At 71.4% G+C, this 21866-nt stretch carries 21 protein-coding genes; 11 read left to right on the top strand and 10 right to left on the bottom strand.

Annotated features, from left to right (window positions below):
• Nucleotides 1-17: 17 nt before the first annotated feature.
• Complete coding sequence (locus tag L3078_RS01270) at nucleotides 18-1556, bottom strand: AMP-binding protein (RefSeq protein ID WP_239750054.1); 1539 nt, start codon at nucleotides 1554-1556, stop codon at nucleotides 18-20.
• A 198-nt stretch (nucleotides 1557-1754) separates the two neighbouring features.
• On the opposite strand from L3078_RS01270, the gene L3078_RS01265 reads away from it, so the two are divergent.
• From L3078_RS01265 to L3078_RS01255, 3 genes are read left to right on the top strand one after another with little or no spacing between them, the layout of a single operon-like run.
• A complete protein-coding gene (locus tag L3078_RS01265; protein ID WP_239750053.1) occupies nucleotides 1755-2993 on the top strand; it encodes an acyl-CoA dehydrogenase family protein in 1239 nt (412 codons plus the stop codon).
• A 55-nt stretch (nucleotides 2994-3048) separates the two neighbouring features.
• Entirely contained in the window at nucleotides 3049-3813 is a 765-nt protein-coding gene (locus L3078_RS01260) for an SDR family NAD(P)-dependent oxidoreductase (RefSeq protein WP_239750052.1), read from the top strand.
• Nucleotides 3814-3816: 3 nt separating this feature from the next.
• Nucleotides 3817-4605 carry a ThuA domain-containing protein gene (locus L3078_RS01255; RefSeq protein WP_239750051.1) on the top strand — a complete coding sequence of 263 codons (789 nt, stop codon included), beginning with the start codon at nucleotides 3817-3819 and terminating at the stop codon, nucleotides 4603-4605.
• A 10-nt stretch (nucleotides 4606-4615) separates the two neighbouring features.
• On the opposite strand, the gene L3078_RS01250 is transcribed toward L3078_RS01255, so the two are convergent.
• Nucleotides 4616-5668, bottom strand: a complete 1053-nt coding sequence (locus L3078_RS01250; RefSeq protein ID WP_239750049.1) for an aldo/keto reductase — start codon at nucleotides 5666-5668, stop codon at nucleotides 4616-4618.
• Nucleotides 5669-5773: 105 nt separating this feature from the next.
• Here L3078_RS01250 and L3078_RS01245 point away from each other — a divergent pair, with 105 nt between their 5' ends.
• Nucleotides 5774-6415, top strand: a complete 642-nt coding sequence (locus L3078_RS01245; RefSeq protein WP_239750047.1) for a TetR/AcrR family transcriptional regulator — start codon at nucleotides 5774-5776, stop codon at nucleotides 6413-6415.
• A gap of 75 nt (nucleotides 6416-6490) precedes the next feature.
• Here L3078_RS01245 and L3078_RS01240 read toward each other — a convergent pair whose 3' ends face one another.
• Genes L3078_RS01240 through L3078_RS01225 form a run of 4 tightly spaced genes read right to left on the bottom strand, consistent with a single transcriptional unit; the run spans nucleotide 6491 to nucleotide 11337 of the window.
• Nucleotides 6491-7534: an NAD(P)-dependent alcohol dehydrogenase gene (locus L3078_RS01240; protein WP_239760159.1), complete on the bottom strand. Its 1044-nt coding sequence runs from the start codon at nucleotides 7532-7534 to the stop codon at nucleotides 6491-6493.
• Nucleotides 7534-8685: an ABC transporter permease gene (locus tag L3078_RS01235; protein ID WP_239750046.1), complete on the bottom strand. Its 1152-nt coding sequence runs from the start codon at nucleotides 8683-8685 to the stop codon at nucleotides 7534-7536. Before L3078_RS01235 ends, L3078_RS01240 begins: the two co-directional genes overlap by 1 nt.
• A gap of 1 nt (nucleotide 8686) precedes the next feature.
• A complete protein-coding gene (locus tag L3078_RS01230) occupies nucleotides 8687-10198 on the bottom strand; it encodes a sugar ABC transporter ATP-binding protein (RefSeq protein WP_239750045.1) in 1512 nt (503 codons plus the stop codon).
• Nucleotides 10195-11337, bottom strand: a complete 1143-nt coding sequence (locus tag L3078_RS01225) for a sugar ABC transporter substrate-binding protein (protein ID WP_239750044.1) — start codon at nucleotides 11335-11337, stop codon at nucleotides 10195-10197. The genes L3078_RS01230 and L3078_RS01225 overlap by 4 nt, the downstream gene beginning before the upstream one ends.
• A gap of 435 nt (nucleotides 11338-11772) precedes the next feature.
• On the opposite strand from L3078_RS01225, the gene L3078_RS01220 reads away from it, so the two are divergent.
• The 4 genes from L3078_RS01220 to L3078_RS01205 are packed head-to-tail and all read left to right on the top strand — an operon-like array spanning nucleotide 11773 to nucleotide 14740.
• Nucleotides 11773-13182, top strand: coding sequence for an aromatic ring-hydroxylating oxygenase subunit alpha (locus L3078_RS01220; protein ID WP_239750043.1), 1410 nt, complete (start codon nucleotides 11773-11775; stop codon nucleotides 13180-13182).
• Complete coding sequence (locus L3078_RS01215) at nucleotides 13179-13493, top strand: 2Fe-2S iron-sulfur cluster-binding protein (RefSeq protein ID WP_045561969.1); 315 nt, start codon at nucleotides 13179-13181, stop codon at nucleotides 13491-13493. Before L3078_RS01220 ends, L3078_RS01215 begins: the two co-directional genes overlap by 4 nt.
• 7 nt (nucleotides 13494-13500) lie before the next feature.
• Nucleotides 13501-13713, top strand: coding sequence for a transposase (locus L3078_RS01210; protein WP_239750039.1), 213 nt, complete (start codon nucleotides 13501-13503; stop codon nucleotides 13711-13713).
• A 4-nt stretch (nucleotides 13714-13717) separates the two neighbouring features.
• Nucleotides 13718-14740: an NADP-dependent oxidoreductase gene (locus L3078_RS01205; protein WP_239750036.1), complete on the top strand. Its 1023-nt coding sequence runs from the start codon at nucleotides 13718-13720 to the stop codon at nucleotides 14738-14740.
• A 41-nt stretch (nucleotides 14741-14781) separates the two neighbouring features.
• Here L3078_RS01205 and L3078_RS01200 read toward each other — a convergent pair whose 3' ends face one another.
• The 4 genes from L3078_RS01200 to L3078_RS01185 form a co-directional block, all read right to left on the bottom strand.
• A complete protein-coding gene (locus tag L3078_RS01200) occupies nucleotides 14782-15096 on the bottom strand; it encodes a putative quinol monooxygenase (protein ID WP_239750035.1) in 315 nt (104 codons plus the stop codon).
• A gap of 72 nt (nucleotides 15097-15168) precedes the next feature.
• A complete protein-coding gene (locus tag L3078_RS01195; protein WP_239750034.1) occupies nucleotides 15169-16941 on the bottom strand; it encodes a PEP-utilizing enzyme in 1773 nt (590 codons plus the stop codon).
• A gap of 32 nt (nucleotides 16942-16973) precedes the next feature.
• Nucleotides 16974-17765 (bottom strand): SDR family NAD(P)-dependent oxidoreductase, encoded by a 792-nt coding sequence (locus L3078_RS01190; protein ID WP_239750033.1) that lies wholly within the window; start codon nucleotides 17763-17765, stop codon nucleotides 16974-16976.
• Nucleotides 17766-17794: 29 nt separating this feature from the next.
• Nucleotides 17795-19105, bottom strand: a complete 1311-nt coding sequence (locus tag L3078_RS01185; protein ID WP_239750032.1) for an aromatic ring-hydroxylating oxygenase subunit alpha — start codon at nucleotides 19103-19105, stop codon at nucleotides 17795-17797.
• 156 nt (nucleotides 19106-19261) lie between these two features.
• Here L3078_RS01185 and L3078_RS01180 point away from each other — a divergent pair, with 156 nt between their 5' ends.
• From L3078_RS01180 to L3078_RS01170, 3 genes are all read left to right on the top strand, one after another.
• Complete coding sequence (locus L3078_RS01180) at nucleotides 19262-19717, top strand: VOC family protein (protein ID WP_239750031.1); 456 nt, start codon at nucleotides 19262-19264, stop codon at nucleotides 19715-19717.
• A 96-nt stretch (nucleotides 19718-19813) separates the two neighbouring features.
• Nucleotides 19814-20830 carry a thiamine pyrophosphate-dependent dehydrogenase E1 component subunit alpha gene (locus L3078_RS01175; RefSeq protein WP_239750029.1) on the top strand — a complete coding sequence of 339 codons (1017 nt, stop codon included), beginning with the start codon at nucleotides 19814-19816 and terminating at the stop codon, nucleotides 20828-20830.
• Between the two features lie 5 nt (nucleotides 20831-20835).
• Nucleotides 20836-21861, top strand: coding sequence for an alpha-ketoacid dehydrogenase subunit beta (locus L3078_RS01170; RefSeq protein WP_275593111.1), 1026 nt, complete (start codon nucleotides 20836-20838; stop codon nucleotides 21859-21861).
• The last annotated feature ends 5 nt before the right edge of the window (nucleotides 21862-21866 follow it).

Genomic DNA, 21866 nt, shown 5'->3' with positions numbered 1-21866 from the left:
ACGGTCGTCGGTCCGGCTCAGCCCGCGATGGTTCGCTCGGAGTGCCAGTAGGGGCGGCGCATCGCGCGTTTGTCGAGCTTGCCCATCGCGTTGCGCAGCAGCTCCGGAACGAACTCGTACGCCTTCGGGCACTTGTAGGCGGCCAGTCGCTCGCGGCAGAACCGGTCCAGGTCCTCGGCCGACGGCTCCTCGGCGCCCGCCACGACCAGCGCCCGCAGCGACTCGCCGAAGTCCGCGTCGGGCACCCCGATGACCGCCACCTCCGCGACCGCCGGGTGCTGCCGCAGCACCTCCTCACTCTCCGCCGGGTACAGGTTGACCCCGCCGGAGACCACGACGTCGGCGGCCCGGTCGGTGATGAAGATGTAGCCGTCCGCGTCGACGTAGCCGATGTCGCCGAGGGTGAAGACGCCGGGGGAGAGGTAGGCGGACTTCGTCTTCTCCGGGTCCGCGTGGTAGCGCACGCCCCGGTCCTCGGGGGCGCGGAACGCGAGGAGCCCACGCTCGCCGGGTGGCAGCGGCCGTCCGTCGTCGTCGGTGACGAGCACCTCGAACGGGGGCTGGGCGCGCCCCACCGAGCCGGGGTGTTCCAGCCACTCGGTGCTGCTGATGCGGGCCACGGTGCCCGCCTCACTGGCGCCATAGGACTCGGTCAGCACCGGACCGAACCACTCGATCATGGCCCGCTTGACGTCCGGCGGACACGCGGAGCCCGTGTGGGAGACCTGCGTGAGGCTGGAGACGTCGTACCGGGCGCGTACCTCGTCCGGCAGGGCGAGCAGCCGTTGAAAGTGGGTGGGCACCATGACGGTGGAGGTGACCCGCCACTTCGCGACACGGCTCAGGAAGATCGCCGGGTCGTATCTGCCGAGGACGACCACCTGTTGGCCGGCCGCGAGGTGTCGCAGCGACGTCAGCGCCGCGTTGTGCTGCAGCGGGCCGCACACGAGGTGCGGCCCCGGCGGGAACCCGGGCCGGACGGCGATCGCGGCCAGATACGCGGCGCTGTCGGCGACCGGGCCGCTCACCCAGCGCACCTCGGTGCCGCGCGCCCGGCCGGTGGTGCCCGAGGTGTAGACGAGGGGCGGCCGGGCGGGCCGGCCCTCCGGAAGGGTCCGTCCGGGGGGCGTGGCCGCCAGCCACAGGTCCCAGTCGAAGGCGTGCCCGATCGCCGTGGTCCCGTGCAGCACCAGCGGCAGACCCAGTTCCCTGGCCGCGTCCAGGGCGGCACCCGCCCCGGCGGGGCCGGCGATGATGCCGGTCGCCCCCGCGTCGATGATCTGGTCCACCAGCTCACCCGGGGTCAGATGCCGGGACGTGGCCACGGTCCCCACTCCGGCGCGCAGTCCGGCCAGATGGGCCACGACGGTCGGGATGGCGTTGTCGCCCAGGACGACGACCCGGTCGTGCGGGCCGGGGGCGATCTCCAGCAGCCGCGCCGCGACCCGCTCCACCTGGTCGGCGAGACCGGACCAGGACAGCACTTCCCAGTCGTCCACCAGGGCGGCTTCGTCCGGGGTCTCCCGGGCGCGACGGTCGAATGGCAGCAGCGACATGGCTCCTCCGGCGGCTCCTCGGCCCTCTCCCACGTTCAGGGGAGAGGCGATGCCGAGACTGTAGCGTTTATCAAGAAAGTGCGGAACACTCTGAGGCGAGCCGAACGCGTTCATACGTGCTCAAGCAGATGATTCGGATGCCTTCCGGTCGCCGTTACTGCAACTTCCGTCTGGTAAGTGCCGTCTCAAGGAGGAGCCATGTCCCAGCCCGATCCGGACACATGGCGCACAGAGGTCCGACAGTGGCTGACCACTGTCCTCGAGCCGGCGCGACCGCAACGGAGCACCGGCGACGCCGCCGGCCTCGCGGTGTTCCACAACCTTCCCGAGGACGAGGAGCGCCTGCTGCTGGAGCGCTGCCGCGCCTACCAGCGCGCCCGCTTCGACGCCGGCTACCAGGCCCTGACCCTTCCTCGTGACAAGGGCGGCGCCGGTCTGACCGCCGCCCACGCCGCGGCTTTCGCCGAGGAGGAGTCGGCCTTCGACGTACCGCCGTCCACCGAACTGATCAGCGTCACGGTGCGCCTGGTCGCGATGGCCGTCTCCCTGTTCGGGACTCCCGAGCAACGCCAGGACCACGCACGCGCGTTCCTGCGTACGGACCTGCTCGCCTGCCAGCTCTTCAGCGAGCCCGGCGCCGGCTCCGACCTCGCCGCGCTGCGTACCCGCGCCCGGCGGGAGGGCGAGGAGTGGGTGATCGACGGACAGAAGGTGTGGACCTCCGGGGCGCAGTTCGCCGAGTACGGCCTGCTGCTCGCCCGCACCGATCCCGAGGTCGTCAAACAGGCGGGCATCACCGCCTTCCTGGTCCCGATGGACGCCCCCGGCGTGGAGGTGCGCCCCATCCGGCAGATGAGCGGCGGCGCCTCCTTCAACGAGGTCTTCCTCAGCGGGGTCCGCGTCCCGGACCGGCTCCGCATCGGGCAGCCGGGGCAGGGCTGGGAGGTCGCCACCGCCACCCTCGGCTTCGAACGGACCGCCTCCGGCAGCGGCAACCGTCGCAAGGGCGGCACCTTCACCGACGTTCTCGCCCTCGCCCGCTCGCTCGGCCGCACCGACGACCCACTGGTCCGCCAGCGCCTCGCCGACCTGTACGTCCGCACCGAACTGCGCGCCGCCACCGTGGACCGCGTCGCCCGCGCGAGCGCCTCCGGCGGCCGGCCCGGCCCCGAGGCGTCGCTGACCAAGCTGATGGCCTCCGACCTGCTCACCCGCACCGGGCAGGTCGCCGCCGAACTCATGGGCGCCCGGATCAGCGCCGACACCGGAGAGCCGGGCACGTTCGCCTGGACCGAGCACCTGCTCGGCGCCCCCGGCTACCGGCTCGCCGGAGGCACCGACCAGATCCAGCGCAACCTGATCGGCGAACGCGTACTGAGGCTTCCGCCGGAACCACGCGTGGACCGGGTGCCGTTCTCGCAACTCCCCGGCAACTGAGGGACCACCCCCCTGGGCCTCGGCCCGTCGCGACAATCACGAAGGAGTGACATCGATGGATCTGGGACTGACAGGCGCGAAGGCGCTGGTGACCGGCGCGAGCCGGGGCATCGGCCGGGCGATCGCCGGCACCCTGGCGGCCGAGGGCTGCACGCTGGCGCTGTGCGCCCGGGGCGAGGAGGCGCTCGCCAAGGCCGCGGCCGAACTGCGCGGCGAGGGAGCGACGGTGTTCGCCGAACCGGTCGACGTCACCGACCCGGCCGCGCTCGCGGGCTTCGTGGAGCGGGCGGCCCTTGAGCTGGGCGGCCTGGACCTGCTGGTGTCCAACGTGTCGGCGGGCAACGTCAAGGGCCCGGACTCGTGGGAGGCGAGCCTGCGCGGCGACCTGATCCCGTTCGCGGGACTGGTCGAGGCGGCCCTGCCGCACCTGGAGGCCTCCGACCGAGCCGCCGTCGTCGCCATCGGCACCACCAACGCCTCCGACACCGCCCGGCCCGCCGGCGCCAACTCCTACTCCGCGCTGAAGGCCGCCGTCGTCCAGCACGCCTCGGCCCTCGCGCACGCCCTCGCGCCGAAGGGCATCCGCGTCAACACCGTCTCGCCCGGCCCGATCGACTTCCCCGGCGGCGCCTGGGAGACCATCCGCACCAGCCGACCGGAGGTGTACGAGGAGGTCCTCGCCAAGCTGCCGATCGGCCGCTACGGCACGGCGGAGGACGTGGCCGCCGCCGTGGCGTTCTTGCTCGGCCGGACCGGCTCCTTCTGCGTCGGCGTCAACCTCGTGGTGGACGGCGGGCTGCTGACCCGCGTCCAGTACTGAGCCGTGGCGGGCCCGGCCGGCCGGCTGGACGCCGTACTGGTGTGCGGCGGCAGGTGGCACGACTTCGACTACGCGCGGCTGCGGTTGCTGGAGCTGCTCGGTGAGCATCCGCAGGTGCGTACGACGGTCTTCCAGGACTACGACTGCGCCGCCGCGCTGGAGGCGGCCGATCTGCTGGTGACCTACACCTGTGACGTCCGGCCCCGCCCGGCCGAGCGGAAGGCGCTGGCACGGTTCGTCGAACGGGGCGGGCGCTGGCTCGCCCTGCACGGCACCAACGCGGTGATCGACCCGCCCGCCAACGGCGGACCCCGGGTCTTCACCACCCCCCGGCTCCTCGGCGAACTGGCGGCCGTGCTCGGCAGCCAGTTCCTCGCCCATCCGCCGATCGAGCCCTACGAGGTGCGGGTGACCCGGCCCGGCCATCCGTTGGTCGCCGGCATCGAACCGTTCACCGTCAGCGACGAACTGTACGTGTGCGAGCTGCACGGCGAGTTGGAGGTGCTGCTGCACGCCGAGTACACGGGGCCGTGCCGGGGCTTCGCCGAGGGCGACACGGCGGCCCTGGACGACGCGCCTCGGCCGGTGCTGTATCTCAAGCGGCACGGTCTCGGCGAGGTCTGCTACTTCACCCTCGGCCACTGCCGGGGCCGCCACGACATACAGGACCTCGGCGTGGCGGACACCGGGCGGGTGGACCGTGGACCGTGGCAGACCCCGCAGTTCATGACGGTGCTGCGGCGCTGTGTGGGGCGGGTGGTGGCGGGAGCGGAGAGCCCGGTGGGCGGCTGATCGTCCTATGTCATGCGGCAGGCCGAGGCGCGACAACCGGTGGGTTGAGGCGGGCGAAGCCTTCCTGGCGTTGGTAAGGGAAGTGCGGGTAGGGCGCTGTCCTGCCGCTCGCGGTGTCGAGTTTCGCCATCTGGTCGGGCGTGAGCGTCCAGCCGACGGCGCCGAGGTTCTGGCGAAGCTGGTCCTCGTCGCGGGCGCCGATGATGACGGAGGAGACGGTCGGCCGCTGCAGCAGCCAGTTGAGGGCGATCTGCGGAATGCTCCTGCCGGTCTCCTGCGCGATCTCGTCGAGGGCGTCGACCACGCGGTAGAGGTGTTCGTCCTCGACCGGCGGGCCGTACTCCGCGGTGTGGTGCAGTCGGCTGGTGGCCGGCAGCGGCCGGCCCCGGCGGACCTTGCCGGTGAGCCGGCCCCAGCCGAGGGGGCTCCAGACGAGGGCTCCGAGGCCCTGATCCAGCCCCAGGGGCATCAGCTCCCATTCGTAGTCGCGGCCGATGAGGGAGTAGTAGACCTGATGCGCGACATAACGCGGGTGGCCGTGTCTCTCCGCGATCGAGAGGGACTTCATCGCCTGCCAGCCGGAGAAGTTGGAGATGCCGACGTAGCGCACCTTCCCCGCCCGGACGAGATCGTCGAGCGTGGACAGGACTTCCTCGATCGGCGTGCCGGCGTCGAACGCGTGCAGCTGGAAGAGGTCGATGTAGTCGGTGCCGAGCCGGCGCAGGGCGTCCTCGCACGCGGTGATCAGGCGGGAACGGGAGGAACCCGCATCGCCCGGGCCCTCGCCCATGGGCAAGCCGGTCTTGGTGGACACGATCGCCTGGTCCCTGCGGCCTTTGATCGCTTCGCCGAGCACCTCCTCGGAGGCCCCGCCGGAATAGACGTCGGCGGTGTCGAACATCGTGATCCCGGCGTCGAGGCAGATGTCCACGAGACGGCGTGCTTCTTGTGCGTCGGTGTTGCCCCAGGCCCCGAACAGCGGTCCTCGGCCGCCGAAGGTGCCGGCGCCGAAACTCAGTGCGGGGACCTTGAGGCCGGATGCGCCCAGCCGCCTGTACTCCATGACTGTTCCTCTCTCGCCGCCCGATCACACTAATGGGCCTGAAGTTCCGTTAGTGTGGGCTTCAACGTAACAGGCGCGAGAGATTAACGAAACTGGAGTCCCGTTATGGGGTTTGACGAGGGTGCGGATCCGGGGACCGTCCGTCCTGGAGGGCGCACGGCGCGGGTGCGGGCGTCGGTGCTGCGTGCGGCCGGGGACGCCTTGGCGGAGCATGGCTTCGCCCACCTGGACCTCGCTGACGTCGCCCGCCGTGCGGAGGTGGGCAGGACCACCGTCTACCGCCGATGGGGGACGGTCACCGGCCTGGTGGCCGATCTGCTGCTGGACATGGCCGAGCAGTCACTGCCGCGTACCGAGACCGGCTCCCTGCTCGGTGACCTCACAGCCAACGCCCGGCTCGTGCAGCGCACGTTGGCCGACCCGCGGCAAGGAGCGCTGTTCAAGGCGGTGATCGCCGCCGCCACCTGCGAGGCGAAGACAGCCGAGGCCCTGCACCGCTTCTACGACATCCGCGTCAATGAGTGGGCACCCTGCGTTCAACAGGCCGTCGACCGGGGCGAGGTGCCCGAGGGCACCGACGCCCACGAGGTCATCCGCGCGGTCTCCGCCCCCCTCTACTACCGTCTCCTGACCAGCGGCGACCGCCTCGACGAAGCCGCCGCCGAACAGGCCGCCGAGGCCGCCGCGGCTGCGGCGCGCGCGGGAGCGTACGTGCGGGGCGACGAAGGCCGTGGAGAGGACGAGTGATCTCGCCCCGGCGGGCCGGTCGTCCGCAGGCGCGCGGGCCCTCGGTTGTCCCGAGCGCCGGGACCGGACCGCCCCTCAGCCGTGCGGCAGCACCACCGCGCGGCCGTTGATCTCGCCCGCGTGCAGGCGCTCGTACGCGGTCGGCGTCTCCTCCAGGGAGAAGGTCTCCACGTGGGAGGAGACGAGCCCCTGCCGTGCCAGCTCGACGACCTCCATCAGCTCCACGCGGCTGCCCCAGTAGGGGAACGTCGCGGACACCTCGAACGGCAGACCGCCGCCGAAGCCGACCGCCAGCGTGCCCCCGCCGAGGCCGACGATCGTCACATCGCCCTCCACCGCCACGGACGCGGCGGCGACGGCCAACGTGGCCTCCGCTCCCACGAAGTCCAGCACCACCTCCGCTCCCACCCCGCCGGTGAGCTCCCGGATCCGTCCGGCCGCCGCGTCGTCGGAGAGCAGTGCCTCATGCGCGCCGACGGTCGTCGCCAGCTCCAGCTTCTCCTTGCTCACGTCGAGCGCGACCACCCGGGCCGGCGTCAGCGCGCGCAGCAGCTGCACGGCCAGATGGCCGAGCCCACCGACGCCGATCACGACCGCCGTACTGCCCGGCACCAGCTTGGGCAGCGACTTCGCGATCGCGTGGTACGGCGTCAGCCCGGCGTCGGTGAGCGGTGCCGCCTGGACCGGGTCGAGCCCGTTCAGCGGCACCAGGTGGCGGGGCGAGTCCACGAGCATGTACTCGGCCAGTGCGCCGGGCCGGCCGAGCCCGGGCGGCGCGATGCCGAGCCCGGCGGCGTGGGGACAGCAATTCTCCTTGCCCTGCCCGCACTTGCGGCAGCGACCGCAGCCCCACGGCCCGTACACCGCCACCGCGTCGCCCTCCGCCAGTCCCTCGACCCCGCTGCCCACCGCCGCGACGGTTCCGGCGCCCTCGTGGCCGAGCGTCATCGGCAGCGCGTACGGGAACTGCTCCTCGGGCCAGCCCATGACCGCGAGGTCGGAGTGGCACAGCCCCGCCGCCGTCACCTTCAACAGCACCTGCCCGGGGCCGGGTTCGGGCACGGGGACCTCGACGACCTCGGGGGCCTGTCCCACCTTCCGGTACTGCACGGCCTTCATCATTCTCCGTTCTCCTTACTCGTGGCGGACGTGGACGTGGCGGACGTGGTGGCGCCCTCCGGGGGAGCGTCAGGGGTGACACCCGAGGTGTTCCCCCTCCGGCGCCGCAGGGCGGCCGGCAGGGTGATCCGGCCACCCGTCAGGACCAGCGCGACGATGAGGACCGAGCCGGTGAACAGGCTCGCGGCCCAGGGGGCGCTGGTGGCGAGTCCGAGGCCGGTGACGCCCGTGCCGAGCAGCAGGACCGCGAGCACCGTGCCCCAGGCGTTGAAGCGTCCGGCGCGCAACTGCGTCGCCCCGACGAAGGCCGCCGCGTAGGCCGACAGCAGATACGGGGTGCCCGCGGTCGGCGATCCCGATCCGACCGACGACGCGAAGACGACTCCGGCCGCGCCGGAGAGCAGCGCGGAGGTCACCAGGGTCAGGAACCGCAGCCGGTCGGTGCGCACTCCCTGCAGCCGGGCCGCGTCGGCGTTGAAGCCGGTGGCGTACAACCGGCGCCCGGTGGCGGTGTGTTCCAGCAGGAACCAGATGGCCACGGCGGCGAGCAGCAGATACAGCACCGGCAGCGTGATGCCGCCCGCGTCCAGCTGGGCGATGCTCGCGAACGGCTCGGCCAGCAGTTGTACGCCGGTGATGGAGCTGTCGTTGGTGACCATGGTGATCAGCGACTGGATCAGCGCCCCGGTCGCCAGGGTGGCGATGAACGAGTCGACGCGCAGCACCACGACCACGACACCGTTGACGACCCCGATCAGCAGCGCGGCGGTCATCGCCAGGGCGATCGCGGCGGAGGGGCCGAGTCCGGCGGAGACCAGGAAGTAGGCGGTCAGCACGCTGGTGAGCGACATGGTGTAGGCGACCGAGAGGTCGAAGACCCGGGCGGCCAGCGGCGCAACGACGCTGAGGGCCACGAGCCCGGCCACGGCGTTGCCGTTGAGCACCTGCTTGACCGTGGTGGCGGTCGGGAACGTCTCCGGTGCCCAGACGGAGAAGAGCACGGCGATGACCAGCCACACGTACACGGCGCCGATGTTCCGGAACGACAGGGCGGCCGCCACGCGCCGGACCGGCGCGGCGGGGACGAGCCCCGGGTGCCGGTGCGGCGCGGGCGGCCTGAGCGCCGCCGGCCGGGTCGGGGTGGATGTCATGTCACTCGGTCCCTTCCATGGCGTGCACCAGCGCGGGTTCGGTGATGTAGCGGCCGCTGAGTTCCCGTACGATCCGGCCCTCCCGCACCACCAGGACTCGCGTGCACAGCGCGAGCAGGTCCTGGGTGTCGGAGGAGGAGACGATGACGCCCATGCCCTCACCCGCCTGACGCTCTATCAGGTCGTACAGCTGTAGACGGGTGGCGATGTCGACGCCCGCCGTGGGTTCGCACAGCGCCAGCACCGGCGGGCGCTGTGCCAGACAGCGGGCCATGACGACCTTCTGCTGGTTGCCGCCGCTCAGCGTCGTGATGCGGGCCCCGCGGCCCGCTGTGCGCACCCCGACCCGCTCGATCCACTCCTCGGCGAGGACCGACTCGCGGCGCCGGTGCAGCCGCCCGCCCCGGGCGCGGAGCCGCCGCAGCAGCGGGAGGGTGAGGTTCTCGCCGACCGAGAAGTCACCGATCACCCCCTCGGCCGTCCGGTCGGCGGGGACCAGGGGCAGGCCCAGCCCATCGGCGCGGCGCGCGTCGGTCCAGCGTTCGGAGCGCTCCGGCAGCCGCAGCCTGCCGCTCACCCGCCCGGTGTGGGCGCCGCACACCGCGTACGGCACGATCTCGTGGCCGGAGCCGACCAGCCCGGTGATGCCGAGGCGTTCGCCCCCGGCGAGGTCGAAGCCGATGCCGCGCAGGGGGCCCGCCCACAGGTCGCGGACCTCCAGTACGGCCGCGCCGGTGCCGGGCCGGGGAGCCGGGCGGTGGTCGGTCTCCGTCTCCTCGCCCGCCATCAGCTCCGCCAGTGAGCGCGGGGTGAGTTCGTCGACCCGGCGCGTGGCGATCCGGCGCCCGCCGCGGATCACGGTGACCCGGTCGGCGAGCGCGAAGATCTCGTCCATCCGGTGCGAGACGTACAGCACGCCGGCGCCGGCGTCGCGGACCTCCCGCACGATGTCGAAGAGCCGGGCCACCTCACCGGGCGGCAGCACGGCGGTGGGTTCGTCGAGCACGAGGACGCCGCGGCGGCCCTCCCAGCCCTGGAGCGCGGCGGCGATGGCCACCACCGCGCGCTGGACGGGGGTGGCCGTCGTCAGGGGCCGGCGTACGTCGATGCCGAGGCCGAACCGTTCGACCAGTGCGGTCGTGCGCCGCTCCATCTCCGGCCAGCGGATGTTGCCGAGGGCCGTACGGGCGAAGCCACGGCTGAGCGCGAGGTTGTCGATGGCGCTCAACTCGCCCACCAGCCCCAGCTCCTGATGGACGAAGCGGAGCCGGTCGTGTCGGGAGGCGGTGACCTGGCCGAGGTCGAACGGTTCGCCGTCGAGTTCGGCGACCGCTCCCGGCTCCGCGTGGTGGTATCCGGCGAGGATCTTGATGAGGGTGGACTTGCCGGAGCCGTTGGGGCCGATCAGGGCGTGGATCTCGCCCTGCGCGACCTCCAGGTCGACGTCCTCCAGGGCCTGGGTGCCGCCGAATCTCTTCGACAGGGCGGACACCCGGAGCACCGGCCCGGTCAACTCAGGCCCCACAGCGCCTTGAACTGCGCCTGGTAGTCCTCGACGATCGGGAAGTCGCCGTCGGCGGAGGGCAGGTTGTCCTTGGTGACGAGCATGTTGGGCAGCTTCGCGTGCTGGTCCACGTCCATGGGCTGGCCGGTGAAGTGCCTGGCCAGCGCGTCGACCTGGAGCCATGCCGTCTCGTGCGAGTTCAGCGCCATGGCGCCGTCGGTGAGACCGCTCTGGATGTACTGGTAGTTCTGCGCGTCACCGACGTTGACGACGATGTGCTTGCCGGTGAGGCCGGCCGTCTTCAGCGCGGCCGGAACGCCCACGTTGAGCAGGCCGAGGGAGAACACGACGTGGGTCACCTTCGGGTGCGACCGCAGGTAGGACACCACACGGTCCGGCATGTCCTTGCCCACCGCGGTGATCGGCACGTCGACCTGGTCCAGCGGGCAACCGTCGCACCACTTCTCGTACTTGGTGGCGAAGGAGTCCTTGACGGGCTTGAGGATCGTGTAGGCCGGGAGATCGAAGTAGACGGTGTTCGCCTTGGCGCCGCTGTCCGACACCACCCACGAGGCGAGCATCTCGCCCTGGACGGCGACGTCGTCCGGGCCGTTGCTGAGCAGGGAGATGCCGTCGCCGAGCAGGTCGTCGGCGTTCGACTGGAGGACGGGGATCTCGGCGGCCTTCAGTCGTGCCAGCTGTTTGGCGTAGACGGCGCGCGGGAAACCGGAGGCGACGACGGCGTCCGGCTTGTCGCGCAGGGCCTGCTCGTAGGCGGCCTGGACGGACTCCGGCGTGCCCTGGGTGGCGATCTGCTTCACCTTCCAGCCGAGTTCCTCGGCGGCCTCGGTGAAGAAGTCGGCGAGGTCCTTGCAGGACTGGACGCCGCACAGGATGAAGTCGATCTCCTTGCCCTTGGGGATCTTCTTGCCGACGGGCTCGGTGACGGGGATCGTGGTGGGCCGCTCGGAGAACTTCTTCAGCGCCTCGCGGGCCGCCGTCAGGCCGGGCGAGTCGGGTGCCGCCGCCTGTGAGCTGCCGGCGGCCGGAGTCGAGTCGGCACCGCAGGCCGCGAGGCCCAGCAGGGCGGTGACGGACACGAGCGCGGTGAGGGCGCGGCGGACCGCGCGACCGGGTGTGGAACTCATCGTCGAGTACTCCCGTGGTGTGGCGCCTGCGCTGCCGCGTTCCGCGTCGCTCCGCGAACGCGGCAGTCGGCTTCGGTCAGGCGTATCCCTGTGCCGCCCGGGACGGGACGGCGCGTATGGGGGCTTGAGGTGAAGCGGGCTGCGTCGGTCGCCGGCGTGGGGCACGGCGGGGGCCGTCGGGGAATCCCGCGGCGCTGTGCCCGGGACGAACGAAAGCCCACCCGGACGAGAAACTTATGAGGCACTACAGCCTCAAGTGCGTCGGAGTGTGACATGCCCCGGCGCGATTGGGGAGGGGGTCGCCGTAAGAAAATCCAGGCCCGGCGGCGGTTTCCACGATGACCTCGCTGTATGCGCCCCGGCCCATCGTCACGACTGTTGCTCCCGACCCTGGCAGCTAACTACACTCACTCTAAAGTTTCTGCCGGAGGAGAGATGATGGACGAAACGTCGGAGTCGGGCACCGCGCGGTGCCCAGGGCCCAGCGTCCAGGACTACCTCGACCAGGACAGCCGGCCTGTTCCCGCCGCCCTGCGATTCGAGCGGAACGATCACCTCGGCAGCGAGGACATCGACACCACCCGCTTCACCTCCCGCGAGTGGGCCGAACGCGAGATGCGCCAGGTGTGGCGGCGGGTCTGGCAGTTCGCCTGCCTGGAGAGCGAGATCCCCGAGGTCGGGGACCACGAGATCTACGAGATCGGCGACGACTCCCTGATCATCGTGCGCACCGCCCCGGGCGAGATCCGCGCCTTCGTCAACGTGTGTCTGCACCGCGGCCGCAAACTGCGCACCGCCGGCGGTAACGTCGGCGAGTTCCGCTGCGCCTTCCACGGCTTCACCTGGAACCTCGACGGCACCATGCAGAGCCCGCCGTGCGCCTGGGACTTCCCGCACGTCGACCCGGAGAAGTTCGCGCTCCCCGAGGCCCAGGTGGCCACCTGGCGCGGCTTCGTCTTCATCAACATGGACCCCTGCGCGGAGTCCTTCGACAGCTACCGCGGCACGTTCGACGACTACTACATCTGGCCGCTGGAGAACCGTTACAAGTCGCTGCACATCGCCAAGGTGCTGCCCTGCAACTGGAAGATCGCGCAGGACGCGTTCATCGAGTCCTTCCACGTGATCGCCACCCACCCGCAGATGCTGCCGTGGCTCGCCGACGCCAACTCCCAGTACGACGTGATGGCGGACCAGCCGAACTGGAACCGGATGATCAACATCCAGGGCGCGCCCAGTCCGCACGTGGCCGACTCCGTCACGGAGGAGGACGTGCTGGAGACCTTCTACGACTCGCGCGCGTTCTACTCGGCGGCCCAGGGCCGCGACCTGGTGCGGGGGGAGGGCGACGAGCTGCCCGCGATCCCGCCCGGCGGCACCGCCCGCCAGGTCCTCGCCCAGCGGATGCGCGCACAGTTGGAGGCCACCTCCAGCCAGGACTTCTCCCAGACCCCCGACACCGAACTGCTGGACGCCATCAACTACCTGCTGTTCCCCAACTTCAACCCGTGGGGCGGCGCCAAGTCCAACATCATCTACCGGTTCCGGCCCCACGGCCTCGACCCGGACTCCTGCACCGCCGAGATCATCTTCATGTCGGCACCGAAGGAGCCCGGCGAGATGCCGCCTCCGGCGAAGATCCGCTGGGTGCCGGAGGACTTGCTCTTCGCGGACATCCCCGAACTCGGCGTGCTCGGGCCCGTCTTCGACCAGGACTGCGAGAACCTGCCGTACGTGCAGCAGGGCCTCAAAGCGATGCGCAAGCCGGGCATCACCCTGGCCAACTACCAGGAGAGCCGTATCCGCCACTTCAACCGGACGCTCGACCACTGGATGGACAAGTGACCCACCGCGTCGCGGTCCGGCCCTCCGGAGAGGAACTCGAACTCCTCGACGGCGAGGACCTGTTCACCGCCGCCGGGCGGCTCGGCTACCGCTGGCCGACCCTCTGTGGCGGCAAGGGCACCTGCCGCACCTGCTTCGTCCGGATCGAGGAGGGCGCCGAGAACTGTTCGCCCGTGGACCCGCTGGAGCGCGAGGGCATCGAGGCCCTGCGCAAACCGGTGGACGGCCTGACCCGGCTCGCCTGCCGGCTCCGGGTCGAGGGCCCGGTGACCGTGACCAAGCGCGGCGTACGCCGCCGAGTGCAGGAGTGAGGCCCCCATGTCCAAGCAAGTGATCCACCCATTGACCGGGCATGTGTACCGGCTCACCGAGGACGGTCTGGTCGAGGTGACCGATCCGAAGACCGGCGCGCGGGGCGTCTTCGACTTCCAGGCACGCTGGCAGTCGGGCGAACTGCGCCACGCCGACCTGCAGATGGCCGGCTGGGTGGGCCGCCTCGCCCAGCGTCGCGGCCCCCAGCCGGGGGAGTGACCCGGTGACACCCCGCACCACCCGGGTGGTCTGCCTGGTGCGCCGGCCCGACGGGGAGCCGGTGCCCGGTGACTTCGCCGTCGAGGAACGCCCGCTGCCGCCCCTCGGCGCGGGACAACTGCTCGTCCGCAACCTCTACATGAGCGTCGACCCGTCCATGCGCGGGCGGCTGGAGAGCACCGAGAAGCACTACACGCACAACTTCACCCCCGGCTCGCCGCTCGACGGCCGGGCTCTCGCCGTGGTCGAGGAGAGCCGCTGCCCGTCGGTGCCGGCGGGCGCCTTCGTGCGGCACCAACTGGGCTGGCGCGAGCGGGCCGTGCTGGACGCCGGGGACACCGACGGCGCGGATCGCATCGACCCGCGCCTCGCCCCGCTGCCGACCTGGCTCGGACTGCTCGGCCAGACCGGATTCACGGCGTACGTCGGCCTGACCCGCATCGCCGAACTCCGCCCCGGTGACACCGTCTTCGTCTCCGCGGCGGCCGGGGCGGTGGGCACCGCCGCCGGCCAGTTCGCGCGGCTGCTGGGCGCGGAACGGGTCGTCGGGACTGCCGGAGGCCCGGACAAGTGCGCCTTGCTGGTGAAGGAGTTCGGCTACGACGCCGCCGCGGACTACCGGACCGAGCCGGTGCGCGAGGCGCTGGCCCGGCTGGCACCCGACGGTCTCGACGTCTACTTCGACAACGTCGGCGGCGAGCAGCTCGCCGCCGCCCTGCACGCGCTGCGCACCGGTGGGCGCGTCGCCCTGTGCGGCATGATGTCGCAGTTCGGCGGCGAGCGACGGCCCGTCGACATCAACCAGTTGATCCAGGCCGTCCTCAAGAGGCTGACGCTGCGCGGGTTCATCGTCCGCGACCACGACGACCTGCGGCCGGAGTTCGAGCGACGGGTCGCGCACTGGCTGGCCGACGGCCGGATCACCGCGCGCGAGACGGTCGTGGAGGGCCTGGAGAACGCCGCCGGCGCGCTGTTGTCCCTGCTGGACGGCGGCAATGTCGGCAAGATGCTGGTGCGGCTCGGCTGACCCCGGTGAACCGAACGGCGTCCCCGACGGGGGCGCCGTTCTCAGCGCATGGGGCGGGAGGCGGCGACGGTGTGCGCCGTCAGGGAGACCCCCACGCGGGTCAGCCCCGCCACGGCCGCCCGGAAGTCCTTGATGTGCGCGGTGGAGAAGTGCTCGTCGAGGGCCTGCTGCGAGGTCCAGTGCTCGTACACCCGGATGCGCCGCCCGTCGGTGGGGTCGGCGGTCATGGCGTAGTCCAGACAGCCCGGTTCCCGCTCGCGGGTGTGCCGGCCCAGCTCGACGAGGGCCGCCAGCATGGTGTCGCGGTCACCGGGTGCGTAGTCCATCCAGCCGGCGACGATGATTTCCTCGGCCACGGGGGTCCTTTCGCGGTCAAGTCGTCGGGCCCGCCGCCCCGGGCAGGGGAGCGGCGGGCCCTCGGTGTGTGCTCAGGCGCCGAGCGGCGCCGGGACGTCGTCTGCGGAATCAACGGAGTCCACGGCGTCCACGGAGTCCACCGTGACCGTGCCCCGGTGACCGTCGACCGTGATCACCATCCCGTCCCGCAGCCGCCTCGTCCCGCCTTCGACGGAGATGACGGCCGGGATGCCCAACTCCCGGCAGACCACGACGGCGTGGCTGTTGAGCGCGCCCACGTCCACCACGGCCGCCCCGGCGACCAGGAACAGCGGGGTCCAGGCCGCGTCCGTGATCGGCGCGACCAGCACCTCTCCCGGCTCCAGCGCCTCGCACGAGGCCGGGTCGGTGACCACCCGCACCCTGCCGGTGTATGTGCCATGGCTGCCGCCCACACCGCTGAGCACATCACCCGCGGCCGCGGCCTCGGTGCGCTCCTCGGCGCGGCGCGGCCAGCCGTCGATCTCGGTCCGGGCGTCGTCGGCGATGAAGAACGGCGGCTCCAGCTCGTGCAGCCCGGCGTACTCCTCCAGCCGCCGCGCGATGACCGGTCCGAACGGCTCCGGGTCGGAGACGTAGTCGTCCAGTTCGGTGTCGAGCAGCATCATCAGGTCCCCCGGCTCGGCGAAGCGTCCCGCCTCGACGCCCCGGCGGCCGAGTTCGCGCACGGCCATGCGGATCTCGTTGACGACGGTCACACAATTCGCCTTGGTGCGCTCGCGGGCCGGGATCCACACCTGGGAGGCGTGCATGCCGGCGTCGAACATCGGCTGCGCGTCCTCGGGCAGCGCGGCCCGGACCTCCCGGGCGGTCCGCTCGCGCCGCTCGGTCAGACGGGTGCGCCGGGCGGCGGGGGAGTCGTCGGCGGGGCTGTGCCGGATCCGGTCGACCAGCGCCAGTGCCTGGACCGGCGCCGCCTCCCACGACAGCGCGTGGATGTCCCACTCGTTGGGGCCGCGGTCGCCGGAGGTGGCCAGGAACTCCTCGAACGCGTCACGGAACGCCTTCACGTCCCCCACCGCCCCGTCGAGCGCCCGTTCCACGGCGGCCGGGCCCTCGTCGAACAGCGCCGTCAGCTCCGCCGATGCCGCCACCTGCCGGGAGAGGGTCCACAGCCCGTCCGAGGGGGAGGCCGAGTCGACGTCGCCGAGACCGCCGATGAGGTCCAGCATCGCGTCGGAGCGGTCCACGCTCGCGCACAGCGGTCCCAGGATCGCCGGGCCCACGGACGCGGGCAGCGACGACTCGACGTGCCGCTGGAACGTCGTCTCCACGTCGTCCAGCAGCGAGCGCGCGTGCGCCACCAGTTCGGCGTCCGACAACCGGGCCAGGTCCGGCCGATCGCGGCGCAGACGGCGCAGCCGCTCCCGGTCGGCGTCGGCCTCCGGGAAGCTGGACTGGCCCAGCATCCGCTGGAGCGTCCCGCCGGCCTTGGCGGTCAGCTCTCCGTCCTGGTCGTCGGGGTGCGCCACGTACACCGGGGTGTCGGAGCGCTGGCCGACGAACGCGGCGTCGATCTGGTCCGCCGTCTGCCCCATACGGATGCCGAACAGCCGCATGTGGGACAGGTTGAGGTAGAAGTAGCCGCCGAACATTCCGACGAACGGCGGTCGAGGCCCGGCCACCTCCTCCTCGCGGTAGATGCCGAAACCGACGAAGCCCTTGCGCCAGCCGTGCAGGCCGCGCCCCCACACGAGGGTCCAGCCCAGCGGGCTGGCCGGCTCGGGGAGGGTCTCGCCCGCGTTGGCCCGGGTGTAGTGCGGCAGCCGCTCACTGCGCTGCCAGTCCGTGATCCAGCTCTTCATGACCGAAGGTCTCCCGCCGTCCGTCCCCGTCCCTACCACTGCGCCGTACCGCCGTCGACGCTGATCAGCGTGCCCGTGATACCGGCGCCGGCGTCACTCGCGAGCAGCGAGGCGACCGCGGCGATCTGTTCCACGGTGGTGATCTCCTTGGTGGCGGCGTGCTCGGCGAACCGGCCCAGCCACTCCTCGTACGAGATGCCCTCCGCCTCGGCCGCGGCCGGTCCTGCGGCCCGCATCAGGTCGGTGTCGACGGCGCCGGGGCAGATGGCGTTGCAGGTGATGCCCTGGGTGCCGTACTCGAAGGCGGTCGCCTTGGTCAGTCCGTGGATCGCGTGCTTGTTGGTGATGTAGTGACTGATCGCGGGCTTGTTGGCCTGCTTGCCCTCGACGGAGGAGATGTTGATGATCCGTCCCCAGCCGCCCTCCAGCATCTTCGGCAGCGCGCGCCGGGTGCCGTAGAAGTAGGCGTTGAGGTTCAGCTTGAGGGCGTCGTGCCAGGCCTCGTCGCTGAGCTGGTGGACCGGGGCGAAGCCGGAGGTGCCACCGGCGTTGTTGACCCACACGTCGAGCCGGCCGAAGCGCTCGGCGGCGAAGTCGGCGAGGTTCTCGATGTCCTCCTGGCTGTTGGCGTCGCAGGGGTGGAAGACGGCCCGGTCGCCGGCGCCGATCTCCTCCAGGGCCTGCTTGCCCTTGAGTTCGCTGCGGCCGCTGATGACGACCGTGGCGCCGTCGGCCAGGAACCGCTCGGCGATGGCGCGGCCGATGCTGCGCGTGCTGCCCGTGATCACCGCGACACGTCCGTCGAGGCTGCCCGAAGCCACCATGGTGTTCTCCCGCGAGTGTTGTTGGTTCGTCACCTGGCGGCTCTGTCGGCTGGGATGCCTTCGGCGTGTGTGTCCAGGCGCTGGTGGATGGTGCGGTGGAAGTGCTGGAGTCCGGGCTCGTTGCGTCCGAAGACGAAGTCGGTCCCGTCGAGGGCGGCGAGGCCCTGCTGGACTCCGTAGGTGGTCGCGTAGTCCTCGTCGCGGACCACCTCGTGGAACCATTCGCCGAACCGGTCGGCGGCCTGGCGCTCCTCCTCGGTGACCGCCGGTTCCCGCAGCAGGATGATCTGCTGGGTCACCGACTCGGTGGCCGTCCGGGGGAGCACCAGGGAGACGGCGATCTTCTGCCGCCAGCCGCCGGCGATCGCCAGCCCGGGGAAGAGCCAGTAGATGGGGCCGACGCATTCCCCCGGGTCGCGCTGGTCCGGGGGCAGCTCGACCGCCTGCGCGATGGGACGCAGGGCCGGGGCGATGCGCTGGTGGGGGCCCCAGGTGTCGTGCGCCATCATGTTGGAGAGGTTCGTCTCGAACACCGTCTTGGGGTGCAGCGAGGCGAAGTGGTACGTCTCCAGGTACCCGTCGAGGGTGACCTTCCAGTTGGGGCTGGTCAGTTCGCCGGTGGAGTAGTGGTGGCACTCCGCCAGCCGCAGCCCCTCCAGCAGGGGCAGCAGATCGCCCAGCCAGTCGTCCAGGTCGGGCTCGGCGGCCGGGTCCAGCGAGACGAAGACGATCCCCGCCCGCTCGCCGGCCGGCAGCCTGATCAGGCCGCGGCCCTCGCGCGGGACCTCGCCGAAGGTCTTCTCGGCGTACACGCCCCGCAGCTCACCGGCCAGGTCGTAGGACCAGGAGTGGTACGGGCAGGTGAGCCGCCTCGACACCCCGCAGCCGGGTTCCACGAGCTTGGCGCCCCGGTGCCGGCAGGCGTTGATCATCGCGTGCACGGCGCCCTGCCGGTCACGGGTGATCAGCACGGGGAGGCCGAGCACGTCGATCGCCTTGTAGGTGTTCGGCCCGGGAAGCTCGCACGACATCGCGAGCGGCAGCGGGACGCTCCGGTGGACGGCGTCCGTCTCCCGTCGCCAGCGGTCGGCGTCGAGGTAGTGGGCGACCGGCTCCGTCCACTGGCCGTCCGCCTCGTGCGTCGTGCCGTCGCGGTAGTGCGTCAGCACGCGTTCGACGAGTTCGGCGGCCTCCCGCCGCATCGTCACGGATGCGGCGTCGGTGGACCGGTCCCGGCTGATCCACGAGGAGTACTCGGGGGTGGAGGGGGCCGAGGGGGCCGAGGGCGGCTCGCTCCCGGCGTCCGTCTCCCGAAGCTCCGGTGAACTGGTCTGGACCACGATGTCCTCACAATCCCTCCCAGCCGCGAGCCGGTGACCGGCTTCGGAATGCGACAGCTGGGTTGTGTCCGAAACGACAACAGGACTTAGTGTGGTCTGTCAATAGAAAGTGGAGAAGTTGAGGCTCGGTGTCCCGTGGGGGTGCGTGCGGTGGTGATGACGCGGCCGTTCGAGGTGGGCGTGGTGGTACGGGACTTGGCGATGATGGAGCGTTTCTACCGCGACGTGATCGGTTGTCGCGCGGTGCGCCGCTCCCGTGTACCGGAGTCCGTCGGCGGCCCGGCCGGCCTGGGCGGCGAGCTGGTCGTCGTCTGGCTCCAGGTGCCCTCCGGGGGGTGCGTCAAATTGCTTCTTCCCTCGTCGCCCGTGGCGCCGGTGCCCGAGGCGCTCGGGCCGGCCGGGCGCGTGGGGCTGTCGTATCTGACCTTCCACTTCGACGACATGGACCCCGTGGTGACGGCGCTGACGGCCGCGGGCGCCCGGCCGCTGTCGGACCCGGCCGTCGTCCCGGCGCGAGGGCGGCGCGTCAGCTTCTGGTCGGACCCGGAGGGCAACGTCGTCGAGCTCGTGGACGCCCGCGGGCAAGACCCCGGTACAGGGCGTAGTAATTAGAGACGCTGTTCAGTAAGGTGCCCCGTGTTGGTAACTGTAGACCGGCACAAGTAAGTCCGATTGCTTGGCAACCTCCCTCGGGCGAAGGGGCGGACGATGGCTCAACGAGCGTCGACGGCGTCAGAAGAATCCGCGCAGGTCAGCAAGGATCTGTCCGCACAGGTCATCAAGGACCTGCACGAGCGCATGGTGCGCATCCGGCTGTTCGAGACGGAGGCGGGCAAACTCATGGAGGCGGGCAAACTGCCCGGCTTCCTGCACCTCTACGTCGGCCAGGAAGCCGTGGCCGCCGGCGTGATGGCCGCCCTGCGCGACGACGACCAGATCACCTCCACCCACCGCGGCCACGGGCACGCCGTGGCCAAGGGCGTCGGCCTGCGGGAGATGTACGCCGAGCTGTACGGCCGCGTCACCGGCGCCTGCCTCGGCCGCGGCGGAAGCATGCACATCAACGACGTCACCCGCGGCATGCTCGGCGCCAACGGCATCGTCGGAGCGGGCGTCCCGATCGCGGTGGGCGCCGCCTTCGCCGCCCGGTACAAGGGCGAGGACAGCGTCGCCGTCACCTTCTTCGGCGACGGCGCCACCAACATCGGCGCCTTCCACGAGGGCGCCAACATGGCCGCCATCCTCGACCTGCCCGTCGTCTTCGTCTGCGAGAACAACGGCTACGCCGAATTCACGCCACAGTCCAAGCACATGCTGCTCACCGACGTGGCCGACCGGGCCGCCGCCTACGGCATGCCCAGCGTGATCGTCGACGGCATGGACGCGGTCGCCGTCCACCGCGCCGCCGTCGAAGCCGTCGAACGGGCCCGGTCCGGCGGGGGCCCGATGATGATCGAGGCCAAGACCTACCGCTTCTTCGACCACCAGGGCGTCAAGGGACTGCGCCACCCCTACCGCTCGGACGACGAGGTCGCCGAGTGGAAGGCCCGCGACCCCATCGACCTGATCGAGACCCGCGCCGTCGCCGACGGCACCGCCACCCGCGCGGAGCTGGACGACACCTGGCAGCGCACCCGCGACGAGATCGCCGAGGCCATCGCGTACGCCGAGGCGAGCCCGCTGCCCGACACCGCCGACCTGCTGCTCAACGTCTACTCGGGATGACCGCCATGACCACCCTCACCGAAGCACAGGCCGTCGCCCCGAACAGCACGGCCCGCAAACTGTCCTACGTCAAGGCCTTCAACGAAGGACTCGCCCAGGCCATGCGCGAGGACGAGAACGTCTTCGTGGCCGGCGAGGACGTGGCCGGATACGGCGGCGTCTTCCGCATGTTCGACAACCTGCTCGACGAGTTCGGCCCCCGCCGCATGATCGACACCCCGATCTCCGAGGCCGCCCTCGTCGGCCTCGGCGTGGGCGCCGCCGCGCGCGGGCTGCGCCCGGTCGTCGACCTGATGTTCATGGACTTCATCGGCGTCTGCCTCGACCAGATCGTCAACCAGGCCGCCAAGATGAAGTACATGTTCGGCGGCTCCGTCTCCGTGCCGCTCACCATCACCACCGCCTCCGGGGCGGGCCTCGGCGCCGCCGCACAGCACAGCCAGAGCCTGGAGGCCTGGCTCGCCCATGTGCCCGGCCTCAAGGTGGTGATGCCGAGCGACGCGTACACCGCCAAGGGCCTGACCGTCTCGGCCATCCGCGACGACAACCCGGTCGTCGTCATGCTCAACAAGGTCCTCCTCGGCAGCTCCTGCGAGGTGCCCGAGGAGATCTACGGCATCCCGCTCGGCCAGGCGCACACCGCCCGGCACGGCTCCGACGTCACCGTGATCGCCCTGGGCCGGATGGTGGGGGAGGCCCTCGCGGCGGCCGACGAACTCGCCGCCGAGGGCGTGGAGATCGAGGTGATCGACCCCCGCACCGTGCAGCCCCTGGACACCGAGACCATGTTCACCTCCGTCCGCCGCACCAACCGCGTGCTCGTGGTGCACGAGGCCGTCACCTTCGGTGGACTCGGCGCGGAGATCGCCGCCCAGATCCAGGACGCCGCCTTCGACTACCTGGACGCCCCCGTCCTGCGCATCGGCGCCCCCTTCTCCCCGGTGCCCTTCTCCCCGGTCCTGGAGAAGGCCTACGTTCCCGATCGCGACCGGATCGCCCAGGGCTGCCGGCGCCTCCTCGAAAGGTCGTGACCGAC

It is taken from the genome of Streptomyces deccanensis (assembly GCF_022385335.1).
Classification (GTDB): Bacteria; Actinomycetota; Actinomycetes; order Streptomycetales; family Streptomycetaceae; genus Streptomyces; species Streptomyces deccanensis.
This window is presented reverse-complemented; position numbering and strand designations above follow the sequence as displayed.

Bases quoted from the DNA above. Each gene is read 5' to 3' on its own strand.
- L3078_RS01170 (WP_275593111.1), top strand. From the start codon at position 20,836: ATGACCACCCTCACCGAAGCACAGGCCGTCGCCCCGAACAGCACGGCC.
- L3078_RS01250 (WP_239750049.1), bottom strand. From the start codon at position 5,668: ATGGAGTACAGGCGGCTGGGCGCATCCGGCCTCAAGGTCCCCGCACTG.
- L3078_RS01265 (WP_239750053.1), top strand. From the start codon at position 1,755: ATGTCCCAGCCCGATCCGGACACATGGCGCACAGAGGTCCGACAGTGG.
- L3078_RS01195 (WP_239750034.1), bottom strand. From the start codon at position 16,941: ATGAAGAGCTGGATCACGGACTGGCAGCGCAGTGAGCGGCTGCCGCAC.
- L3078_RS01240 (WP_239760159.1), bottom strand. From the start codon at position 7,534: ATGAAGGCCGTGCAGTACCGGAAGGTGGGACAGGCCCCCGAGGTCGTC.
- L3078_RS01180 (WP_239750031.1), top strand. From the start codon at position 19,262: ATGACGCGGCCGTTCGAGGTGGGCGTGGTGGTACGGGACTTGGCGATG.
- L3078_RS01245 (WP_239750047.1), top strand. From the start codon at position 5,774: ATGGGGTTTGACGAGGGTGCGGATCCGGGGACCGTCCGTCCTGGAGGG.
- L3078_RS01175 (WP_239750029.1), top strand. From the start codon at position 19,814: ATGGCTCAACGAGCGTCGACGGCGTCAGAAGAATCCGCGCAGGTCAGC.
- L3078_RS01220 (WP_239750043.1), top strand. From the start codon at position 11,773: ATGATGGACGAAACGTCGGAGTCGGGCACCGCGCGGTGCCCAGGGCCC.
- L3078_RS01235 (WP_239750046.1), bottom strand. From the start codon at position 8,685: ATGACATCCACCCCGACCCGGCCGGCGGCGCTCAGGCCGCCCGCGCCG.
- L3078_RS01190 (WP_239750033.1), bottom strand. From the start codon at position 17,765: ATGGTGGCTTCGGGCAGCCTCGACGGACGTGTCGCGGTGATCACGGGC.
- L3078_RS01225 (WP_239750044.1), bottom strand. From the start codon at position 11,337: ATGAGTTCCACACCCGGTCGCGCGGTCCGCCGCGCCCTCACCGCGCTC.
- L3078_RS01270 (WP_239750054.1), bottom strand. From the start codon at position 1,556: ATGTCGCTGCTGCCATTCGACCGTCGCGCCCGGGAGACCCCGGACGAA.
- L3078_RS01260 (WP_239750052.1), top strand. From the start codon at position 3,049: ATGGATCTGGGACTGACAGGCGCGAAGGCGCTGGTGACCGGCGCGAGC.
- L3078_RS01210 (WP_239750039.1), top strand. From the start codon at position 13,501: ATGTCCAAGCAAGTGATCCACCCATTGACCGGGCATGTGTACCGGCTC.